Here is a 16095-nt window from a genome sequence, read left to right as displayed (position 1 = left end):
ATCGGCAACCCGGTAATCCCCGGGGGGCGCGACCTCTCGGTCCCCGGCCGATATGTTTTCGGTACCCGGCCCGAAACACGTCGGCGGATCCGGCGACTGTCGGCGGCCGATCCGGGGAACCAGCCCCGGCAAGGGAACTCCGCCCGACGTTCCGTCAGATTCACCGGACGTCGACCCGGTTGCCGGTACGTCGGGGAAGGCGGCGGCCGGCCGTGGCGGCAATCCACCGAAAGACTTTCGGGATGCAGCCGGAATCCACCGAAACACCAACCCGGAGATTAGCGCCGACGACCCCGTTTCCGTTTCTCCACGGCTTGTTCCGCTGCTGGAATCGGATGTGTCACCGGGCCGTCCGAGGGGAGCGAACAGCAGCATGGGAACAGCTTCAGGAGCCACCGCGGCGAAAGCGGGAAAAGGCGCCGAGGTGACGGGCGGGAGCTCTTCGCCCGCCGACCGGGGCCGGCCGTCGGGGGCGAACGCACCGGACGACACCGGGAGCCACCGCAGACTCTTCGACACCTTCAGGAAGGACGCGCAGGGCCGGGTCTCCCGCGTGGAGATCATGGCCCGCCTCCGGCAGGCGGGCATCACCCCCGACGACCCGCGGGTCAGGGATCTCTGGGGCCAGCCCGGCGCGGCGCCCGCCGAGGGCCAGGGGCTGGACCTCGCCGAATTCGCCCGGCTCTGCCTGCGCCACCAGGGGCTGATCGCCCGGGCCGTCAAAGGCGAGCTGGTCGTCCCGGACTTCCCGTCCTTCGTGGCCGACCTCACCAAGATCCACGAGGAGCTGGTGTCCGACCGGCGGGGCGCGGTCGCCGACTACATCCCGCAGCTGAAGCGGGTGCCGCCGGACCAGTTCGCGGTCGCCGTGTGCACGGTGGACGGTCAGCGGTTCAGCATCGGCGACGCGGGCGTGGGCTTCTGTGTGCAGTCCGTCTGCAAGCCGATCAACTACGCGCTCACGCTGGAGGAGCACGGCGCCGAGGTGGTCCACCGGCACGTCGGCCGGGAGCCGAGCGGGCGCGGGTTCAACGAGCTGTCGGTCAACGGGGACGGGCTTCCGCACAACCCGATGATCAACTCCGGCGCCATCATGAGCTGCGCGCTGATCAAGCCGGACCTCGCCATCGCCGACCGGTTCGACTACGTCGCCGACACCTGGCGCACCCTGTCCGGCGGCAGCCCCGTCGGCTTCAACAACGCGGTCTACCTGTCGGAGCGGCAGACCGCCGACCGCAACTTCGCGCTCGGCTACTTCATGCGCGAGCACGGGGCGTTCCCGGAGGGCACCGACCTGATCGAGACCCTGGAGTTCTACTTCCAGTGCTGCTCGGTCGAGCTCGACGCCGGCGGGCTGGCCTCGGTCGCGGCCACCCTCGCCAACGGCGGGGTCGTGCCGCTCACCAGCGACCGGGTGTTCTCCACCGACTCGGTCCAGAAGTGCCTCTCGCTGATGTCCTCCTGCGGCATGTACGACTACTCCGGCGAGTTCGCCTTCACCATCGGCCTGCCGGCCAAGAGCGGGGTGTCCGGCGCGCTGATGCTGGTCATCCCCCAGGTGATGGGCATCGCCATCTGGTCCCCCCGGCTGGACCACCTGGGGAACTCCGTCCGCGGCATCGAGGTCTGCCGCCGACTGGTCGAGACGTACAACTTCCACATGTACGACTCGCTGGTCGGCAGCGACCGCGACGGCAAGCGCGACCCCCGGCTGCAGAAGAACCAGAGCGCCGTCGACGGCACGGTCCGGCTGCTCTGGGCGGCGAGCACCGGCGACCTGGACGGCGTCCGCGCCGCCCTGGCCTCCGGCGTCGCCGCCCGCGCCAGTGACTACGACGGCCGCACGGCGCTGCACCTGGCCGCCTCCGAGGGCCGTCTCGACGTGGTCGGCTACCTGCTGGAGCAGGGGGCCGACGTCACGGCCACCGACCGCTGGGGCGGCACCCCGCTCTCGGACGCCGAACTGGGCGGACACACCGCCGTCGCCGAGGCCCTGCGCAGGCCCGCCGGCCACCCCGCCGGGTCCGCGCGGCCCGGCCGGCGCAGCGCCTGAGGGCCCGTACCGCCCCACCCGAAGCCAACCCCACCCGAAAGACCAACCCCACCCACCCCGGCGGCACACCTCCGTGCCGTCGGTACCACCTTCCCGAAGGGACCAACCATGAGCTACCGCGCCGAGTACATCTGGATCGACGGCACCACCCCGACCGCCCGGCTGCGCTCCAAGACCAGGATCCTGTCGGACTGGGACAAGCTGCCGCTCTGGGGCTTCGACGGCTCCAGCACCGGCCAGGCCGAGGGCCACGCCTCCGACCGGGTGCTCCAGCCGGTGTTCTCCTGCCCGGACCCGATCCGCGGCGGCGACAACCTCCTGGTGCTGTGCGAGGTCCTCAACACCGACATGACCCCGCACGAGTCCAACAGCCGGGCGCGGCTGAGCCCGGTCGCCGGGCAGTTCGCCGAGCAGGAGCCGCTCTTCGGGATCGAGCAGGAGTACACCCTGTTCAAGGGCGCCCGCCCGCTCGGCTTCCCCGAGGGCGGTTACCCGGCCCCGCAGGGCGGCTACTACTGCGGTGTCGGCGCCGAGGAGATCTTCGGCCGCGAGATCGTCGAGAAGCACCTGGAGCACTGCCTCGCCGCGGGCCTCGGGATCAGCGGCATCAACGCCGAGGTGATGCCCGGCCAGTGGGAGTTCCAGGTCGGCCCGCTCTCCCCGCTGGACGTCGCCGACCAGCTGTGGATCGCGCGCTGGCTGCTGCACCGCACCGCCGAGCAGTTCGGCGTCCGGGTCAGCCTCGACGCCAAGCCGGTCAGCGGCGACTGGAACGGCGCCGGCGCCCACACCAACTTCTCCACCAAGGCCATGCGTGAGGGCTACGACCCGATCATCACCGCCTGCGAGGCGCTGGGCGCCGAGGGAAAGCCACTTGAGCACGTCAGCTCCTACGGCGTGGGCATCGAGAACCGGCTGACCGGCCTGCACGAGACCGCCCCGTGGGACGAGTACAGCTACGGCGTCTCCGACCGCGGCGCGTCCGTCCGCATCCCGTGGCAGGTCGAGATCGACAAGAAGGGCTACATCGAGGACCGCCGCCCGAACGCCAACGTCGACCCCTACGAGGTGACCCGGCTGATCACCGACACCTGCTGCGCCGCACTAGAACGCGCCTTCCAGGCCTGACCGTCACGGCCGCCCCGGCCCGCTGGGCCGGGGCGGCCGCGCTTGTGCGCTGGCAAGGTGTGGACAGCCTCGGCGAGTTGTCCTATATTCGGCCGATCCCTGCGCGTGATCAGCACCGCAGGCCGTTTCGGGGGCCTTCCATGCACCATGTCACCGGCCGTCAACTCACCGATCCCCGGCCGATGACGCTGGTCGCCCAGGACACCCGGGCCCGCACACCGCTGCCGGCCGGAGCGCCGGTCGTCGCCCGGCCGGTGGAGCAGCCTTGAGCTACGGCACCTTCGCCCGGCTGGCCCGTGACCCGTCCCTCCCGTTCGGGAAGCGGGTGTCGAACCTGCGCTCCTGCGTGCAGCTGTACCGGCCGCTCGGCTTCCACGCCACGCTGGACTTCCTGGAGTCCCGGGCCGGGCACTTCCAACGGGACGAGGGCGCGCTGCTGCGGGCCCTCGCCGAGATCGACGCCAGCCGCGCCGCCTGGCAGCGGGAACTGGCGTCCTACGCCCTGGTGCGGCGCGCCGCCAAGCGGGCCGGGCAGCGCTCCCCGCGGCGCGACGAGCGCAACCCGCACCTCTGCGACCGCTGGCACGCCGCCCCGCGGGAGGGCGCCCTGCACGCCGTCCGGTTCGCGCACCGTCGGCTGCCCGGCCCCGCGGCACCCGGGCTGGACCACCTGGTCGCCGTCTGTCTGGCCGCCGGCGGGAGGCTGGACGCCGAGGGCCTGGCGGCGCTCGCCGCGTACCGGTCCGCCCTGCTGGAGAGCCGGACGGTGGCGCTGTACGAGGACGCCTCGGCCTGGCGCCGCGCCGACGCCGAGCTGGCGGTGTGCCACCGGATCGCGCTCGCGGCCGAACTGCCCGCCCCGGCTGCGCCCGGCGCGGGCTGAGCCGGCGTCGGCGACCGGCCGGTCAGGCGGTGCGGCCCAGCGTGGCGAGGTAGGCGCGCCAGCCGCCGTACTCGGTGATCTCCCTGTGCACACCGCGCTCCAGCTCGCCCCGGGCCAGCACCATGGACAGGCAGGCGGAGCCGTCGGCCAGCTCGATCACGCCGAGCTCCAGGGCGCGGGGCTCGCCGGGGAGGATCACGTCGCGCAGGTGCGCCAGCGGGACGTCGTACAGCTCGCCCTCGATGGCGGTGTCGACGGCCGGGTCGGCCAGCAGGCCGGGGCAGACGTCGCCGAGCGAGAAGAACCGGTAGCCCGGCGCGGTCCGGACCGGGCCGAGCAGCATGTCGGCGACCGAGGGGTGGAACGGGCCGCCGACCATGGCCTGGCCGTTGAAGAAGATGCGTGCCATCGGGTGGTGCCTCCGGGGGGACGGCGCGGCCCGGCCGAGGGCGGGACCTCCCCAGGTGTGCCCTCGGCCGGGCCGTGTCGGTGGGCCGTTTCCGTACCGACGCGGCGACGGTCGTACGGATCGGCGAAAACGGTGCGGGCAGTGCTACAGCCTGGCAGGCTGCGGACGGCTCGCGGCTGGATAGATTGGGCTCGTTCAGCCGAGCAGGCGCAGCGCCGGCAGGGTGAGGAAGTCGACGAACTCCTCGGCCAGCGCGACCTGTTCGAAGAGCCTGGCGGCCTCGGCCCAGCGCCCACCGGCGTAGGTCTCGTCGCCCAGTTCGGCCCGCAGCGCGGTGAGCTCCTCGGCCACGAGCCGGCGGACCAGCTCGGCGGTGGTCTTCTCGCCGGTGTCGGCGAGCACCACGCCGTTGTTGATCCACTGCCAGATCTGCGAGCGGGAGATCTCGGCGGTGGCGGCGTCCTCCATCATGTTGAAGATGCCGACGGCGCCGAGGCCGCGGATCCACGCCTCGATGTAGCGGACTCCGACCTGGACGGCGTTGTGCAGGCCGGCGTGGGTGCAGCTGCCGCCGGCGCCGGCGATGTCGAGCAGTTGGGCGGCGGTGACGGTCTCGGCCGGGCCCGGGTTGTCCTTCTGGTTGGGGCGCTCGCCGAGGACGGCGTCGAAGGAGGCGCGGGCGACCGGGACGAGGTCCGGGTGGGCGACCCAGGAGCCGTCGAAGCCGTTGCCGGCCTCGCGGTCCTTGTCGGCCTTGACCTTGACCAGGGCGGCGGCGTTGACCTCGGGGTCCTTGCGGGAGGGGATGAAGGCGGCCATGCCGCCGATGGCGTGGGCGCCGCGCCGGTGGCAGGTCTGCACCAGCAGGCGGGTGTAGGCGGCCATGAACGGGGAGGCCATGGTGACGCTGTTGCGGTCCGGCAGGATGTAGTGCTCGCCGGCGTCGCGGAAGTTCTTGACGATCGAGAACAGGTAGTCCCAGCGGCCGGCGTTCAGGCCCGCGGCGTGCTCGCGCAGCTCGTGGAGGATCTCCTCCATCTCGAACGCGGCGGTGATGGTCTCGATCAGCACGGTGGCCCGGATGGTGCCGTGCGGGATGCCGAGCGCGGCCTGGGCGTGGGTGAAGACGTCGTTCCAGAGCCGGGCTTCCAGGTGGCTCTCGGTCTTCGGCAGGTAGAAGTACGGGCCCGAGTTCGGGTCCTGCTCGCCCTTGGCGAGCAGCCGGGCGGCGTTGTGGAAGAAGTACAGGCCGAAGTCGAGGAAGGCGCCGGCCACCGGGTCGCCGTCGACCAGCAGGTGGTTCTCGTCGAGGTGCCAGCCGCGGGGGCGGACCACGACGGTGGCGAGCTCGGCGGCGGGCTTGAGGGTGTAGGCCTTGCCGGCCTCGGAGGTGAAGTCGATCCGGCCCTCGAACGCGTCGATCAGGTTGACCTGGCCGGAGAGGACGTTCTCCCAGGTGGGGGCGGTGGCGTCCTCGAAGTCGGCGAGCCAGACCCGCGCGCCCGAGTTGAGGGCGTTGATCACCATCTTGCGGTCGGTCGGGCCGGTGATCTCGACCCGGCGGTCCTGGAGCGCGCGGGGGGCGGGGGCGACCTGCCAGTCTCCGGCCCGGACCTCGGCGGTCTCGGGAAGGAAATCCAGCGTTCCCGTCTCGGCGATCTCGGCACGCCTGGCCTTGCGTCGGGTCAGGAGCTCCTGCCGGCGGCCTTCGAAGGTTCGGTGGAGGCCGACCACGAAGGCGACCGCCTCCGGGGTGAGCACCTCCTCTGCGCGGGGGACACGCGGACCGGCGACAGTGACGACCGGGGCGGCGGGGGAAACGCCCGGGGGCACCTCCGGCCGAAGGCTGGGGGCGGGTCCCTGATCTGCACCCATGGGCAGGACACTCCTTGGACGGTTGTGAATGCTTGGGGAGCTCCGGTGGGAACTTCCCAGATCCGAACCCACCTACCGGCGGGTTTCGTTCTGTAGGGTGGAGACTAGTTTCCGCGATACAGAATTTCAACGGTTTGTTGAGCTAGATCGCTGGGACTCTACTCCTCCTCCGACAGTGAAGGGAACGCCGGTGGCCAGCACCCCCGCCGCAGCACCGACAGGCACCGAGCGCGCCGCCGGTGGCGTGCAGTCCGTCGAGCGCGCCTTCCAGTTGCTGGAAGCGCTCGCCGACTCGGGCGGCATCGCGACCCTGAGCGAGCTCTCCACCACCTCGGGCCTGCCCATGCCCACCATCCACCGACTGATCCGTACCCTCGTCCAGCAGGGATATGTCCGCCAGGACACCGCGCGCCGGTACACCCTCGGCCCGCGGCTGATCAGGCTCGGCGAGACCTCCGGCCGGCTGCTCGGCAGCTGGGCCCGCCCCTACCTGGCCGAGCTGATGGAGGCCACCGGCGAGACCGCCAACCTCGCGGTGCTGGAGGGCGGCGAGGTGGTCTACGTCGGCCAGGTGCAGTCCCGGCGCTCGATGCGGATGTTCACCGAGGTCGGCCGCCGGGTTCAGCCGCACTGCACCGGCGTCGGCAAGGCCCTGCTGGCCCAGCTGCCCGAGGAGGAGACCCGGGCCCTGCTCGGCCCGCAGCCGCTCCAGTCGCACACCCCGTACACCGTGACGGACCCCCAGGAGCTGATCATCCAGCTCGCGCACGCCCGCGAGGCCGGCTACGTGGTGGACGACCAGGAGCAGGAGATCGGCGTCCGCTGCATCGCGGTCGCGGTGCCCGGCGCGCCGACCCCGACCGCGCTCTCGGTCTCCGGCCCGGAGGCCCGGATCCGGGCCCTGGAGTCGGCGGCCGGCAGCGCCGCACTGGTACCGGTGATGCGTCAGATCGCCCTGCGGCTCGGGCAGGTGCTCGCGCCCTGACGGTCAGTCGGGGTGGACGACCGAGGCCATCAGCGCGAACACCACCAGGTCCGGCTCGGACCCGGCCTCCCGGAACAGCCGGGGCGCGGCGGCCATCTTCGGATCCGCCCGCACCGCCTCCAGGGCGGCCAGGTCCCGCCACAGGCTCTGCACCCGCCAGTGCCGGTCCGGGCCGCGCAGCAGCTCGGTGCGCAGCAGTCCCTCGGGCAGCTCGCCGGAGATCAGGGTGCGGTACGCCGTCACGAACCCCGCCTCCCGCTCCTCGGCGATCCGGCCACTGACCTCACTCAGTACCTGCTCGGACACCCGCGTCCTCCTCCACTCGTACCATCTTCGGTCGCTACCGTGAGTATCGACCAGAGTGCGAGCGGTGGGAGGTCCGACATGTCCGGGAGGGTGAGTCCGCGTACGGCGGCCGCGCTGGCGGCGGCGCTGCTGGGGGTCTGCGGCACACTCGGTGCGGCGCGGCCGTCCGACGCCGACCTGCAGGTGGTCCGGCTCGACCCGGACCCGGCGCCGCCCGGCGGCGCCACCACGCTGCACGCCTTCGTCGCCAACGCCGGGCCCGACCGGACGGCCTCGCCGTTCACCGTGCTGGTCGACCTGCCGGCCGGCTTCACCTTCGAGGGGCCCTTCTTCCCCGGCTCCTGCACGCCCGGGGCCGCCGGGCACCTGCTGCGCTGCGAGTTCCCCGCCGGGCTGGGCTCCGGGCGCAGCGCGACGGCACTGGCCCCCGTCCGGGTGGCACGAGAGGTGCCCCCCGGCACACGGGCCGAGGGGCACCTCGTGGTGGTCGGGGCCGACGACCGCCGTCCGGCGGACAACGGGACCTCGTTCACGCTGCGCGTGGCGGGCTGATCGGACGCTGCGTGTGGGGCGGGCCGACCGTCAGCGGTAGACCCGCACGTAGTCCGCGGCGAAGGTGATCGGCGCGGTGCCGGAGGGGGCCGGGTGGTACTGGCCGGCGCTCAGCGACAGGTTGAGGATCAGGTACGCGGACCAGGTGGTGCCGACCCCGGTGTTGTCCGAGAAGACCTTGGTGCCGTTGACGTACCAGTCGACGGAGTTGGCGCCGTAGTAGGTGCCGATGGTGACCCACTTGTCCTTCGCGACGGCGCCCGCGTCGGTGTAGTACTTCGAGCCGGACTTGACGTGGTTGGTCAGCTCCAGCAGGTTCGGGTTGTCCGGGTGGTACTCGAACGAGTCGATCTCCCCGTTGCCGTTCTTCCAGGTCCACAGGGCCGGCCAGGCGCCGGTGCCGGAGGGCAGCTTGACCCGGGTCTCGGCGTAGTCGCCGGTCTTCACCTGGAAGCCCTCGGCGGAGTACTCGGTGGTGAGCAGGCCGGTGTCCCAGGCCTGCTTGCCGTTCTCCAGCTTGTTGGCGCTGGGCCTGGCCGTGAAGTTCGCGCTGCCGCCGGAGACGCTCACGCCGCTCTTGCTCAGCCAGTCCAGCTTGTTGTCGTCCGGGTTGTGGTTGCCGTAGCGGTACGAGCTGCTCTTGTCGGTGGTCCAGCGCGATGCGGAGAGGCTGTCGAACTCGTCCGACCAGGTCAGCGACTTGCCCGCGACCGGGGCGCCGGTGCCGGGGGTCGGGGTCGGGGTCGGGGTCGGGGTCGGGGTGGGGGTGGGCGCCGGGGTGGGCGCCGGGGTGGGGGTGGGCGCCGGGGCCGGCGCGGGGGCGGTCGAGGCGCTGACCGTCAGCGTCTGCGAGGGCAGGTTGTGCCAGGCGTTGGCGGAGTCCTGCCAGAAGCCGAACTGGGTGTACGTGCCGGCCGGCAGGCTGCGGGCCGCGCTGGTGAAGGTGGTGCCGCTCGGGCAGATCTGCACGTTGGAGGCGTTGCCGGGGAAGTCCAGGTTGTGCCCGGCGGCGTCGCGGACGCCGACACCGAGCGTCTTGGCCGTGAAGCAGCCGGAGGAGTGCACCGCGAGGGTGGCCTTGGTGGCCGTGTTGGCCGCCATCGCGGTCGGCGAGAGGCGGTCCTGGGTCACCGTCGGGGCGGCGGCCTGCGCCTGGCCGACCAGCGGGACGCCGGCGAGCACGGTCGCTCCGGCGAGCAGGCCGAGGCGGGCAGGGGTCGGTGAAAGTCGCATGGAGGGTCCTCTGCGACGCCTGCGAGGTGAGCTGTCGGGTTCGGGCACGAGGCTGCCCGGCCGCCTGCGGAGCGGCTTCACCCCAAGCCGTGCACCCGGCTCCGGACGGAGCGAGGGCGCGACGACAACAAACCTGGTTCCCCCGCTCCTGTCCAGAAGGTGGTCGGGTGACCGCCGTCGGGTGGACAGGACTAGGCGTCCCGACCGCGGGTCTGCCCAGCCGGGCATCCCGTGCAGGCTAGGCAGATGGGTCGCATACCGACAATGAGACGTCCCTCACAGGTACCCCCGCCTCCGGCCCCGGCCCCGCCCCCCGGCGTCACCAGAACCGGGGCTGCCCCGGGATGCTCTCCAGGTCCGCGAGGACGAGCTCGCGGTCCTCGGGGGCGGCGATCTCCTCGGCGGCGGCCAGCGCCTGCCCGGTCCAGGCCCTGGCCTGCTCCGAGTCCCCCGCCACCGCCGCCGCCCGGGCAAGCGCCTCGTAGGCGAAGGCCAGGTCCCAGTCGCCGATCGCGTGGGCCCGGCAGATCTCCAGCCCGCGCCGGGCGTGGTGCAGCGCGGGCTCCGCCCGGCCGAGCACGGCGTACACCCGGGAGCACTGCCACTCGCCCCGGCTGAGGTTCACGGCCGTGCCCACCTCCCCCCAGTGGTGGCGCGAGGCGTGCGCCATGTGCACCATGCGGTCGTCGTCCTCGACCGAGCGGTCCTCCCGCTCCAGCAGCCGCCAGACCCCGTTGAACAGGTCCACCGCCAGCTGCCGCTCGTCCGCCGGGGCCGCGGCCCCCGCTACGTCCTCGCCCATGACCGTGTCGATCCCTTCCTCGATCAGATGATCCGTGCGGTGGACGGCGCCGCGCAGCCGGTCCAGCCGGGCCTGCAGCCGCCGCCGGTGGTCGGCCAGCACCCGGCGCACCAGCGCACCGCCGTCGCCGTCGCCCGCCGCCTCGGCGGCGGCCAGGCACTCCCGTACCCGGTCCAGCGGCAGGTCGACCGCCCGCAGCACCCGCACCAGCCGGGCCGCGGCCACCTGCTCGGCCCGGTAGTACCGGTAGCCGGTGTCCTGGTCGACCTCGGCCGGCCGCAGCAGCCCGATCCGGTCGTAGTGCCGCAGCGCCTTGGCGGTCAGGCCCGCGCGCCGGGCCATCGCGCCGATGGTGAGCAACCGTTCCGTTCCGTCCACGCCCCGAATCTAGGACCTTGCCCCGCGGGAAGCTCAAGGCCGACGAGCCGGACCGTTCGAAGCGGGCTCGGCCGGGCACCCGTCCGCTAGGTTGGAGGCAGCGGCCGGAGCCCCGGCCGTGGCCGCCGCCGACCGTTCAGAGGATCACCCCCGAGATGACCGCGCCCCTGCCTGGCTTCGCCGGACATACCTACCTGTTCGACGTCGACAACGGCGCCGCCTTCCGCAACTCCTACTCCGCCGACGGGACGCGGCTGCGCTGGGAGGGCCTCGGCGAGTCGGCCGGCCAGTGGGAGGACGTGAAGCTGCACGTCGCGGAGATCGGCCCGCAGCAGTACTTCGTCAGCTGGACGGAGCAGAGCGGCATCACGGTCAGCCATGTGATGGACCTGGACGCGCTCACCGTGCGGGTCTTCTGGACGTACGAGGGCGAGGGCGGCCGGGTCGGCGAGCTGCACACCGGCAAGCTCCAGCCGGTCAGCTGACCGCCAGCCGCGGCGAGAGCCACTCCAGCGCGGAGGGCAGCAGCCGGCTCCAGGTCTGGAAGTTGTGGCCGCCCTCGGGCACCGTCGCGGTGGCCAGCGCCATCGGGCCGCGCACCGCGGCGGCGAACGCCCGGGTGTCCCGCAGGTAGTCCCCGTCACCGCGTTCGGCCCCGGCCAGCAGCACGGCGATCGCGGGCGGCGGGAGATTGTTCAGCCGCCAGAGCAGATCCGCCTCGTCGCGGCGCCGTCGGCTGCCCCGGAAGAGGTCGCCGGTCGAGGCGTCCTCGGCGGCCCGGTAGTAGCCGGACATCGAGACCGCGCTGGGGAACACCTCGGGATGGCGCATCGCCAGCTTCAGCGCGCAGTAGCCGCCGGTGGAGTTGCCCATCACCGCCCAGCCCTGCGGCCGCACCGACACCCGGTAGCCGGCGGCGACCGCCCGCGGCACGTCCTGCGTGAAGTAGGTCTCCGCCTGCACACCGCCGGGCACGTCCTCGCACTCGGTGTCGGCCGGCATCGCCGGGGACGGCCGCATCAGCACCAGCACGGTCGGCTGCATCCGCCCGTCCCGGTTCAACCGGAGGGCCGCACCGGGGTAGTTGAGCCGGGTCAGCAGGTTCCTGGCGTCCCCCGGGTAGCCGGTCAGCACCACCACGGCAGGGAAGCGGCGGTCCGCGTACGCGGGCTGGAAGTACTGCGGCGGCAGGTAGACGAACCCGTCGGTGCTCAGCCCGGAGCGCGGACCGGGGATCCGGACCGCCTGGATCTCGCCCGCGGACCGCGGGTCGCGCCCGCTCGGCCCGGCCCCCTGGACCGGCTCGCGGCCCAGTACCTGCACGGGCCCGGCCGGCCGGCCGTCGGCCCCGGTTCGGACGGTGACCGGACCGGGGTCACCGGTGCCCAGCAGGTCGTCCCAGCTGGTGTAGAAGGAGAAGTAGGAGTTGGCGGCGAGCCCGAGTGCGCAGAGCACGGTCAGCTGGGTCGCGAGCAGCGCCCCGATCCGGCCGAGCACCGCCGCCCAGTGCCGCCGCGCCAGCCGCGGCCAGCAGCCGACCGTCACGGCCATCGCCAGCAGCGCGGCGCCGACGGCGACCGCCAGGACCTTGTGGCTCGTCAGGCCCATGTCCGCGTTCCCGCTTCCTCTTCCTCGAACGACTCGGCTCGGATCGGATCGGCTCGGCAGGTCCGTCGGCTCAGGTCGGGTCGGCGGCGCTCCCCCGGGCCGCCCTGGCGTGCCGCGGTGTCCGGCGCACGGCCCGGCGGTTGCCGATCCACCGCACGGCCGCCGCCACCAGCACGAACGCGCCCATCAGCAGGGTGCAGGCGCCGGCCACCCGGCCGTAGCCGCCGCGCAGGTCCGGGTCGACGAAGGGGTACGGGTACCAGTGCACCAGCGGCCCCCGGAGCAGGGTGTACGCCAGGTACACCAGCGGGAAGACCAGCCACTTCAGTGCGGTGACGCGGCTCAGCCGGGCGACCGGCGGCACCATCAGCCAGTCCGCGAGGTAGACCACGGGCATCAGCCGGTGGACGATGTCGTTCACCCACGGCAGGAGCAGCCCGAGGTGGTAGCCCGAGAGCAGCACCGCGTAGACCAGCCCGGTGATCACCATGTAGAGCACGATCGCGCCGCGGATCCCGTCCGGTACGCCCGGGCGGCCGCGCAGCCCGAGCACGCCCCCCGTGATCAGGACGAGCAGGCCGCCGATGTTGCTGAGGTTGGTGAAGTAGCTGAAGAAGTCGGTGAGCGGCTCGCCCTCGCTGACGGCGTGGTAGCCCTGCACGGACAGGGCCGCCGCCGCCAGCAGGCCGAAGGCGATCCGCCCGAGGTGGACTGCACGTTCCCGCATGGTCCCGACCTCCGCGCCGCTGAATGATCATCAGTCGGCAACATCATCGGCCCGGCCCGCCGGAGCACTCGGGAGGCGGACCGGCGGCGCGGACGCCGTCACCCGTTCGGACCGGGCGTCCGCACGGAGCCCCGGCGAGACCTGCCGGAGGGGCCGGGCGACGTCGGCACCCCGGGCCGGCGGCGGCCGGCTCGGTCAGAGCCGCCGTCAGTCCGCCAGGGGCGAGCCGCAGGCGAGGTTCCAGCGGCCTGCGCCGCCGGTGAGGCGGGTGAGGGTGAGCGGCTCGACGTCGAGGCGCCAGAAGGCCTGCGGGGGCAGGGCGAGGGCGTGCAGGACGGCGGCGCGGATCACGGCGGGCTCGGCCACGGCGATGGTGCGGCCGCCGTCCAGGGCGGCGAGCCAGGTGCCGACACGGACCGTCAGGTCGAGGAGGGACTCGCCGCCGTGGGGCGCAGCGGCGGGGTCGGCCAGCCAGGCGCCGAGGGCCGCAGGGTCCGTCGCGGCGAGTTCGTCGAGGGTGACGCCGCGCCAGCCGCCGGTGTCCAGGTCGGCGAGGGCGGGGTCGCTCTGCGCCGTCAGGCCGAGTGCGGCGGCGGTCTCGGCGCAGCGGCGGGAGGGGGCGGCCGAGACCCGGTCCGCTCCCGGGGTCCGGGCGGCCGCCGAGCGGGCCCGGCGCAGGCCGGCCTCGGAGAGCGGGGCGTCGGAGCCGAATCGGGCCGCGCGCAGGTCTGTTGAGGCCGCCGGTGAGATCAGCATCACCCGGACCGTCATCGGTGCCCTCCTCCCGCCCGGCGGCAAGCCCGGCACGTACACGTACGGTTTTCCGGCGGCGCCGCGCGCCGTGCCGTGCGCCGTGCGCTCCTGCTGCAGCCCTTGGCCGAGCCGCCGCCCCACGGTACCGTCACCTCGACAATTGACGACGGTGTGACGGAAGCCGGTGAGATCCCGGCACGGTCGCGCCACTGTGTACCCGGTGCCCGACTCCTCGTCAGGTGCCGGAAAGTCAGACCCGACTCCGTCGTCCACTGCTCCATCGAACGGGACGCGAGTTCCCCCAGGAGGTCCGGTCATGGCTCACCCCATCGCCCCCGCCGCCGCTCCGGCGATTCCCCCCATCTCGCTGAAGGCGATCGCCCCGTGGGCGGCGTTCTTCGGCATCCTGATGCTGGTCGTCATCTACTTCGTCGGCGCCGAGCAGGGCGCCACCGCACTGATCTCCGGTGAGACCGTGCACGAGTGGGTTCACGACGGCCGGCACCTGCTCGGCTTCCCCTGCCACTGATCTCCACAAGGGGAAGCAACGCTCATGAACTCCGTCTCTGTCAGATCCCTGCTCGTCCGGGGCATGCTCGCGGGCCTGGCGGCCGGCGTGCTCGCCCTGGTCGTGGCCTACCTCCTGGGTGAGCCGCACGTCGACGCCGCCATCGGCTTCGAGGAGGCGCACGCCCACTCGCACGGCGACGGCGAGGTGGAACTGGTCAGCCGCAGCCTCCAGTCCACCCTCGGCCTGGCCACCGGCATCCTGCTGTACGGGCTCGCGTTCGGCGGCATCGCCGGGCTCGCGTTCTGTTTCGCGCTGGGCCGGATTGGCCGCTTCGGCCCGCGGGCCACGGCCGCGCTGCTCTCGGGCGCCGGGCTGGTCGCGGTGTACGTCGTGCCGTTCCTGAAGTACCCGGCCAACCCGCCGTCGGTGGGCGAGCCGGACACCATCGGCAGGCGCACCACGCTGTACTTCCTGATGATGGTGCTCAGCGTGCTGCTCGCGGTGGCGGCCACCATCCTCGGTCGCCGGCTGGCGCCGAGCCTGGGCAACTGGAACGCGACGGCGGTGGCGATCGTCGGCTTCGTGGCGGCCGTCGGTGTGGCCTACGCGGTGCTGCCGGTGGTGGACGAGGTCCCGGAGGACTTCCCGGCCTCGCTGCTGTGGCAGTTCCGGCTGTCCGCGCTGGCGATCCAGGTGACGCTGTGGAGCGGCTTCGGCCTGCTCTTCGGGCACCTCGCCGAGCGCCTGCTGAACCCGGCTCCGGCCACCGCGCCGGCCGCCCGGGCCGCTGCGGTCTGAACCGCGGTACGACCCACGCACGACCCTCGTACCACCCGAAGGCCCGGCGGGATGCCCGCCGGGCCTTCGGCGTTCCCGGCCCCCGGGTGCGCCCGGGGCCGGACCGGTGTTGCGGGTCAGGCCGGTACCACCGCGACCGGGCAGTGCGCGTGGTGCAGGACGGCGTGCACCGCCGTCCCCAGCCGCAGGCCGAAGTGCGGCGAGGGCTCGTGCCGGGAGACCACCAGCAGCGCGGCCCGGCGTGAGGCCTCCACCAGGGTCGCCGCGGTCGCACCGGTGAGCGGGCGGGCGTCCACCCGCACGTCCGGGAACTCCTCCGCCACCGGTTCGACGGTGTTCCGCAGCAGCTGCGCGTGCAGCCGGGCCTCCTCCCCCACCTCGTCGATCATCGGCGCCATGTGCGCGGCATCGGCCACCACGGGTGACCAGGTGTGCAGGGCCTCGACCGGCAGCCGTCGGTCGGTGGCCTCACGCAGCGCGAACCGCAGGGTCTCGCCGTCGCGTTCGTCGCGGATGGCGACCAGGATGTGATTGCCCGTGTCCGGGGCGCCCCGGACCACGACGACCGGGCACCGGGAGTGCGCGGCCACCCGCAGGCTGACCGAGCCGAGCAGCAGCGAGGCGAAGCCGCCGTGGCCGCGGGTGCCGACCACCGCGAGCTCGGCGTGCTCGGCGGCGGTGAGGACGGACTCGGCGGCGTCCCTGGGCACCACGTCCCCGGTGAGGCGCAGCTCCGGGTGGGCGGCGGCGAGCTTGCCGAGCGCCTCGTCCAGGACGGCCTGGGCCTCGCGCAGGATGAGGTCGGTGACGGCGGCGCCGGTCCGTGGGGAGAGGGTGACGGTGCCGGTGTTCACGGCGTGCACCAGGTGCAGTGCGCACCCTCGACGTTCGGCCTCCTGGGCGGCCCATTCGGCGGCGGCCGCGGCGGGCACCGACCCGTCCACGCCTGCCACCACGCCTGCGGGGGCTCTGTTGTTCATGACCGCCTCCGGGAACGATCCACGCCCTCCGCACCGGCCCCGGCCGGGACCGCCACGCAGGGCCCTGGTACCAGGATGCGCCTCGCGGCGGCCGTATGCCGTGGCTCGCCTCCC

General features: G+C 73.2%; 18 protein-coding genes and 1 riboswitch. Of the genes, 9 read left to right on the top strand and 9 right to left on the bottom strand.

What is annotated here, in order from left to right; all coding sequences use genetic code 11:
* Nucleotides 1-373: 373 nt before the first annotated feature.
* From glsA to OG871_RS29435, 4 genes are all read left to right on the top strand, one after another.
* Entirely contained in the window at nucleotides 374-2053 is a 1680-nt protein-coding gene (glsA, locus tag OG871_RS29450; protein ID WP_371500921.1) for a glutaminase A, read from the top strand.
* A gap of 108 nt (nucleotides 2054-2161) precedes the next feature.
* Nucleotides 2162-3181, top strand: a complete 1020-nt coding sequence (gene glnII / locus OG871_RS29445) for a glutamine synthetase (RefSeq protein WP_371500919.1) — start codon at nucleotides 2162-2164, stop codon at nucleotides 3179-3181.
* A gap of 140 nt (nucleotides 3182-3321) precedes the next feature.
* Nucleotides 3322-3450, top strand: coding sequence for a hypothetical protein (locus OG871_RS29440; RefSeq protein WP_371500918.1), 129 nt, complete (start codon nucleotides 3322-3324; stop codon nucleotides 3448-3450).
* On the top strand, nucleotides 3447-4064 hold the full coding sequence (locus OG871_RS29435) for a hypothetical protein (protein ID WP_371500916.1): 618 nt from the start codon (nucleotides 3447-3449) through the stop codon (nucleotides 4062-4064). The genes OG871_RS29440 and OG871_RS29435 overlap by 4 nt, the downstream gene beginning before the upstream one ends.
* A 22-nt stretch (nucleotides 4065-4086) precedes the next feature.
* On the opposite strand, the gene OG871_RS29430 is transcribed toward OG871_RS29435, so the two are convergent.
* Complete coding sequence (locus OG871_RS29430; protein ID WP_371500914.1) at nucleotides 4087-4473, bottom strand: gamma-glutamylcyclotransferase; 387 nt, start codon at nucleotides 4471-4473, stop codon at nucleotides 4087-4089.
* 195 nt (nucleotides 4474-4668) lie between these two features.
* Nucleotides 4669-6348, bottom strand: a complete 1680-nt coding sequence (gene aceB, locus OG871_RS29425; protein ID WP_371500912.1) for a malate synthase A — start codon at nucleotides 6346-6348, stop codon at nucleotides 4669-4671.
* A gap of 190 nt (nucleotides 6349-6538) precedes the next feature.
* Here aceB and OG871_RS29420 point away from each other — a divergent pair, with 190 nt between their 5' ends.
* Nucleotides 6539-7333, top strand: a complete 795-nt coding sequence (locus OG871_RS29420; protein ID WP_371500911.1) for an IclR family transcriptional regulator — start codon at nucleotides 6539-6541, stop codon at nucleotides 7331-7333.
* A gap of 3 nt (nucleotides 7334-7336) precedes the next feature.
* Here OG871_RS29420 and OG871_RS29415 read toward each other — a convergent pair whose 3' ends face one another.
* Entirely contained in the window at nucleotides 7337-7639 is a 303-nt protein-coding gene (locus tag OG871_RS29415) for an antibiotic biosynthesis monooxygenase (protein ID WP_371500910.1), read from the bottom strand.
* A 78-nt stretch (nucleotides 7640-7717) separates the two neighbouring features.
* Between OG871_RS29415 and OG871_RS29410 the strand changes: the two genes are divergently transcribed.
* A complete protein-coding gene (locus OG871_RS29410) occupies nucleotides 7718-8191 on the top strand; it encodes a hypothetical protein (protein ID WP_371500908.1) in 474 nt (157 codons plus the stop codon).
* 30 nt (nucleotides 8192-8221) lie between these two features.
* On the opposite strand, the gene OG871_RS29405 is transcribed toward OG871_RS29410, so the two are convergent.
* Nucleotides 8222-9424: a hypothetical protein gene (locus tag OG871_RS29405; protein WP_371500906.1), complete on the bottom strand. Its 1203-nt coding sequence runs from the start codon at nucleotides 9422-9424 to the stop codon at nucleotides 8222-8224.
* A gap of 1 nt (nucleotide 9425) precedes the next feature.
* Nucleotides 9426-9596, bottom strand: a riboswitch (cyclic di-AMP (ydaO/yuaA leader).
* 147 nt (nucleotides 9597-9743) lie between these two features.
* The gene (locus tag OG871_RS29400) at nucleotides 9744-10604 is read right to left on the bottom strand and encodes a MerR family transcriptional regulator (RefSeq protein WP_371500905.1); all 861 of its coding nucleotides are present in this window, start codon (nucleotides 10602-10604) and stop codon (nucleotides 9744-9746) included.
* A gap of 155 nt (nucleotides 10605-10759) precedes the next feature.
* On the opposite strand from OG871_RS29400, the gene OG871_RS29395 reads away from it, so the two are divergent.
* Nucleotides 10760-11089, top strand: a complete 330-nt coding sequence (locus OG871_RS29395) for a hypothetical protein (protein ID WP_371500903.1) — start codon at nucleotides 10760-10762, stop codon at nucleotides 11087-11089.
* On the opposite strand, the gene OG871_RS29390 is transcribed toward OG871_RS29395, so the two are convergent.
* From OG871_RS29390 to OG871_RS29380, 3 genes are all read right to left on the bottom strand, one after another.
* Nucleotides 11082-12212, bottom strand: coding sequence for an alpha/beta hydrolase (locus OG871_RS29390; RefSeq protein WP_371500901.1), 1131 nt, complete (start codon nucleotides 12210-12212; stop codon nucleotides 11082-11084). The two genes, OG871_RS29395 and OG871_RS29390, sit on opposite strands and share 8 nt — an antisense overlap.
* A gap of 70 nt (nucleotides 12213-12282) precedes the next feature.
* The gene (locus OG871_RS29385; protein WP_371500900.1) at nucleotides 12283-12939 is read right to left on the bottom strand and encodes a Pr6Pr family membrane protein; all 657 of its coding nucleotides are present in this window, start codon (nucleotides 12937-12939) and stop codon (nucleotides 12283-12285) included.
* A 207-nt stretch (nucleotides 12940-13146) separates the two neighbouring features.
* Complete coding sequence (locus OG871_RS29380) at nucleotides 13147-13710, bottom strand: histidine phosphatase family protein (RefSeq protein WP_371500898.1); 564 nt, start codon at nucleotides 13708-13710, stop codon at nucleotides 13147-13149.
* A gap of 298 nt (nucleotides 13711-14008) precedes the next feature.
* Between OG871_RS29380 and OG871_RS29375 the strand changes: the two genes are divergently transcribed.
* Together OG871_RS29375 and OG871_RS29370 are read left to right on the top strand one after the other, a co-directional pair.
* Nucleotides 14009-14221 (top strand): CbtB-domain containing protein, encoded by a 213-nt coding sequence (locus OG871_RS29375; protein ID WP_371500897.1) that lies wholly within the window; start codon nucleotides 14009-14011, stop codon nucleotides 14219-14221.
* Nucleotides 14222-14245: 24 nt separating this feature from the next.
* Nucleotides 14246-15001 (top strand): CbtA family protein, encoded by a 756-nt coding sequence (locus OG871_RS29370; RefSeq protein ID WP_371500896.1) that lies wholly within the window; start codon nucleotides 14246-14248, stop codon nucleotides 14999-15001.
* 116 nt (nucleotides 15002-15117) lie between these two features.
* Here OG871_RS29370 and OG871_RS29365 read toward each other — a convergent pair whose 3' ends face one another.
* Nucleotides 15118-15981 carry a universal stress protein gene (locus tag OG871_RS29365; protein WP_371500895.1) on the bottom strand — a complete coding sequence of 288 codons (864 nt, stop codon included), beginning with the start codon at nucleotides 15979-15981 and terminating at the stop codon, nucleotides 15118-15120.
* Nucleotides 15982-16095 lie beyond the last annotated feature (114 nt).

Source organism: Kitasatospora sp. NBC_00374, assembly GCF_041434935.1.
GTDB lineage: Bacteria > Actinomycetota > Actinomycetes > Streptomycetales > Streptomycetaceae > Kitasatospora.
This window is presented reverse-complemented; position numbering and strand designations above follow the sequence as displayed.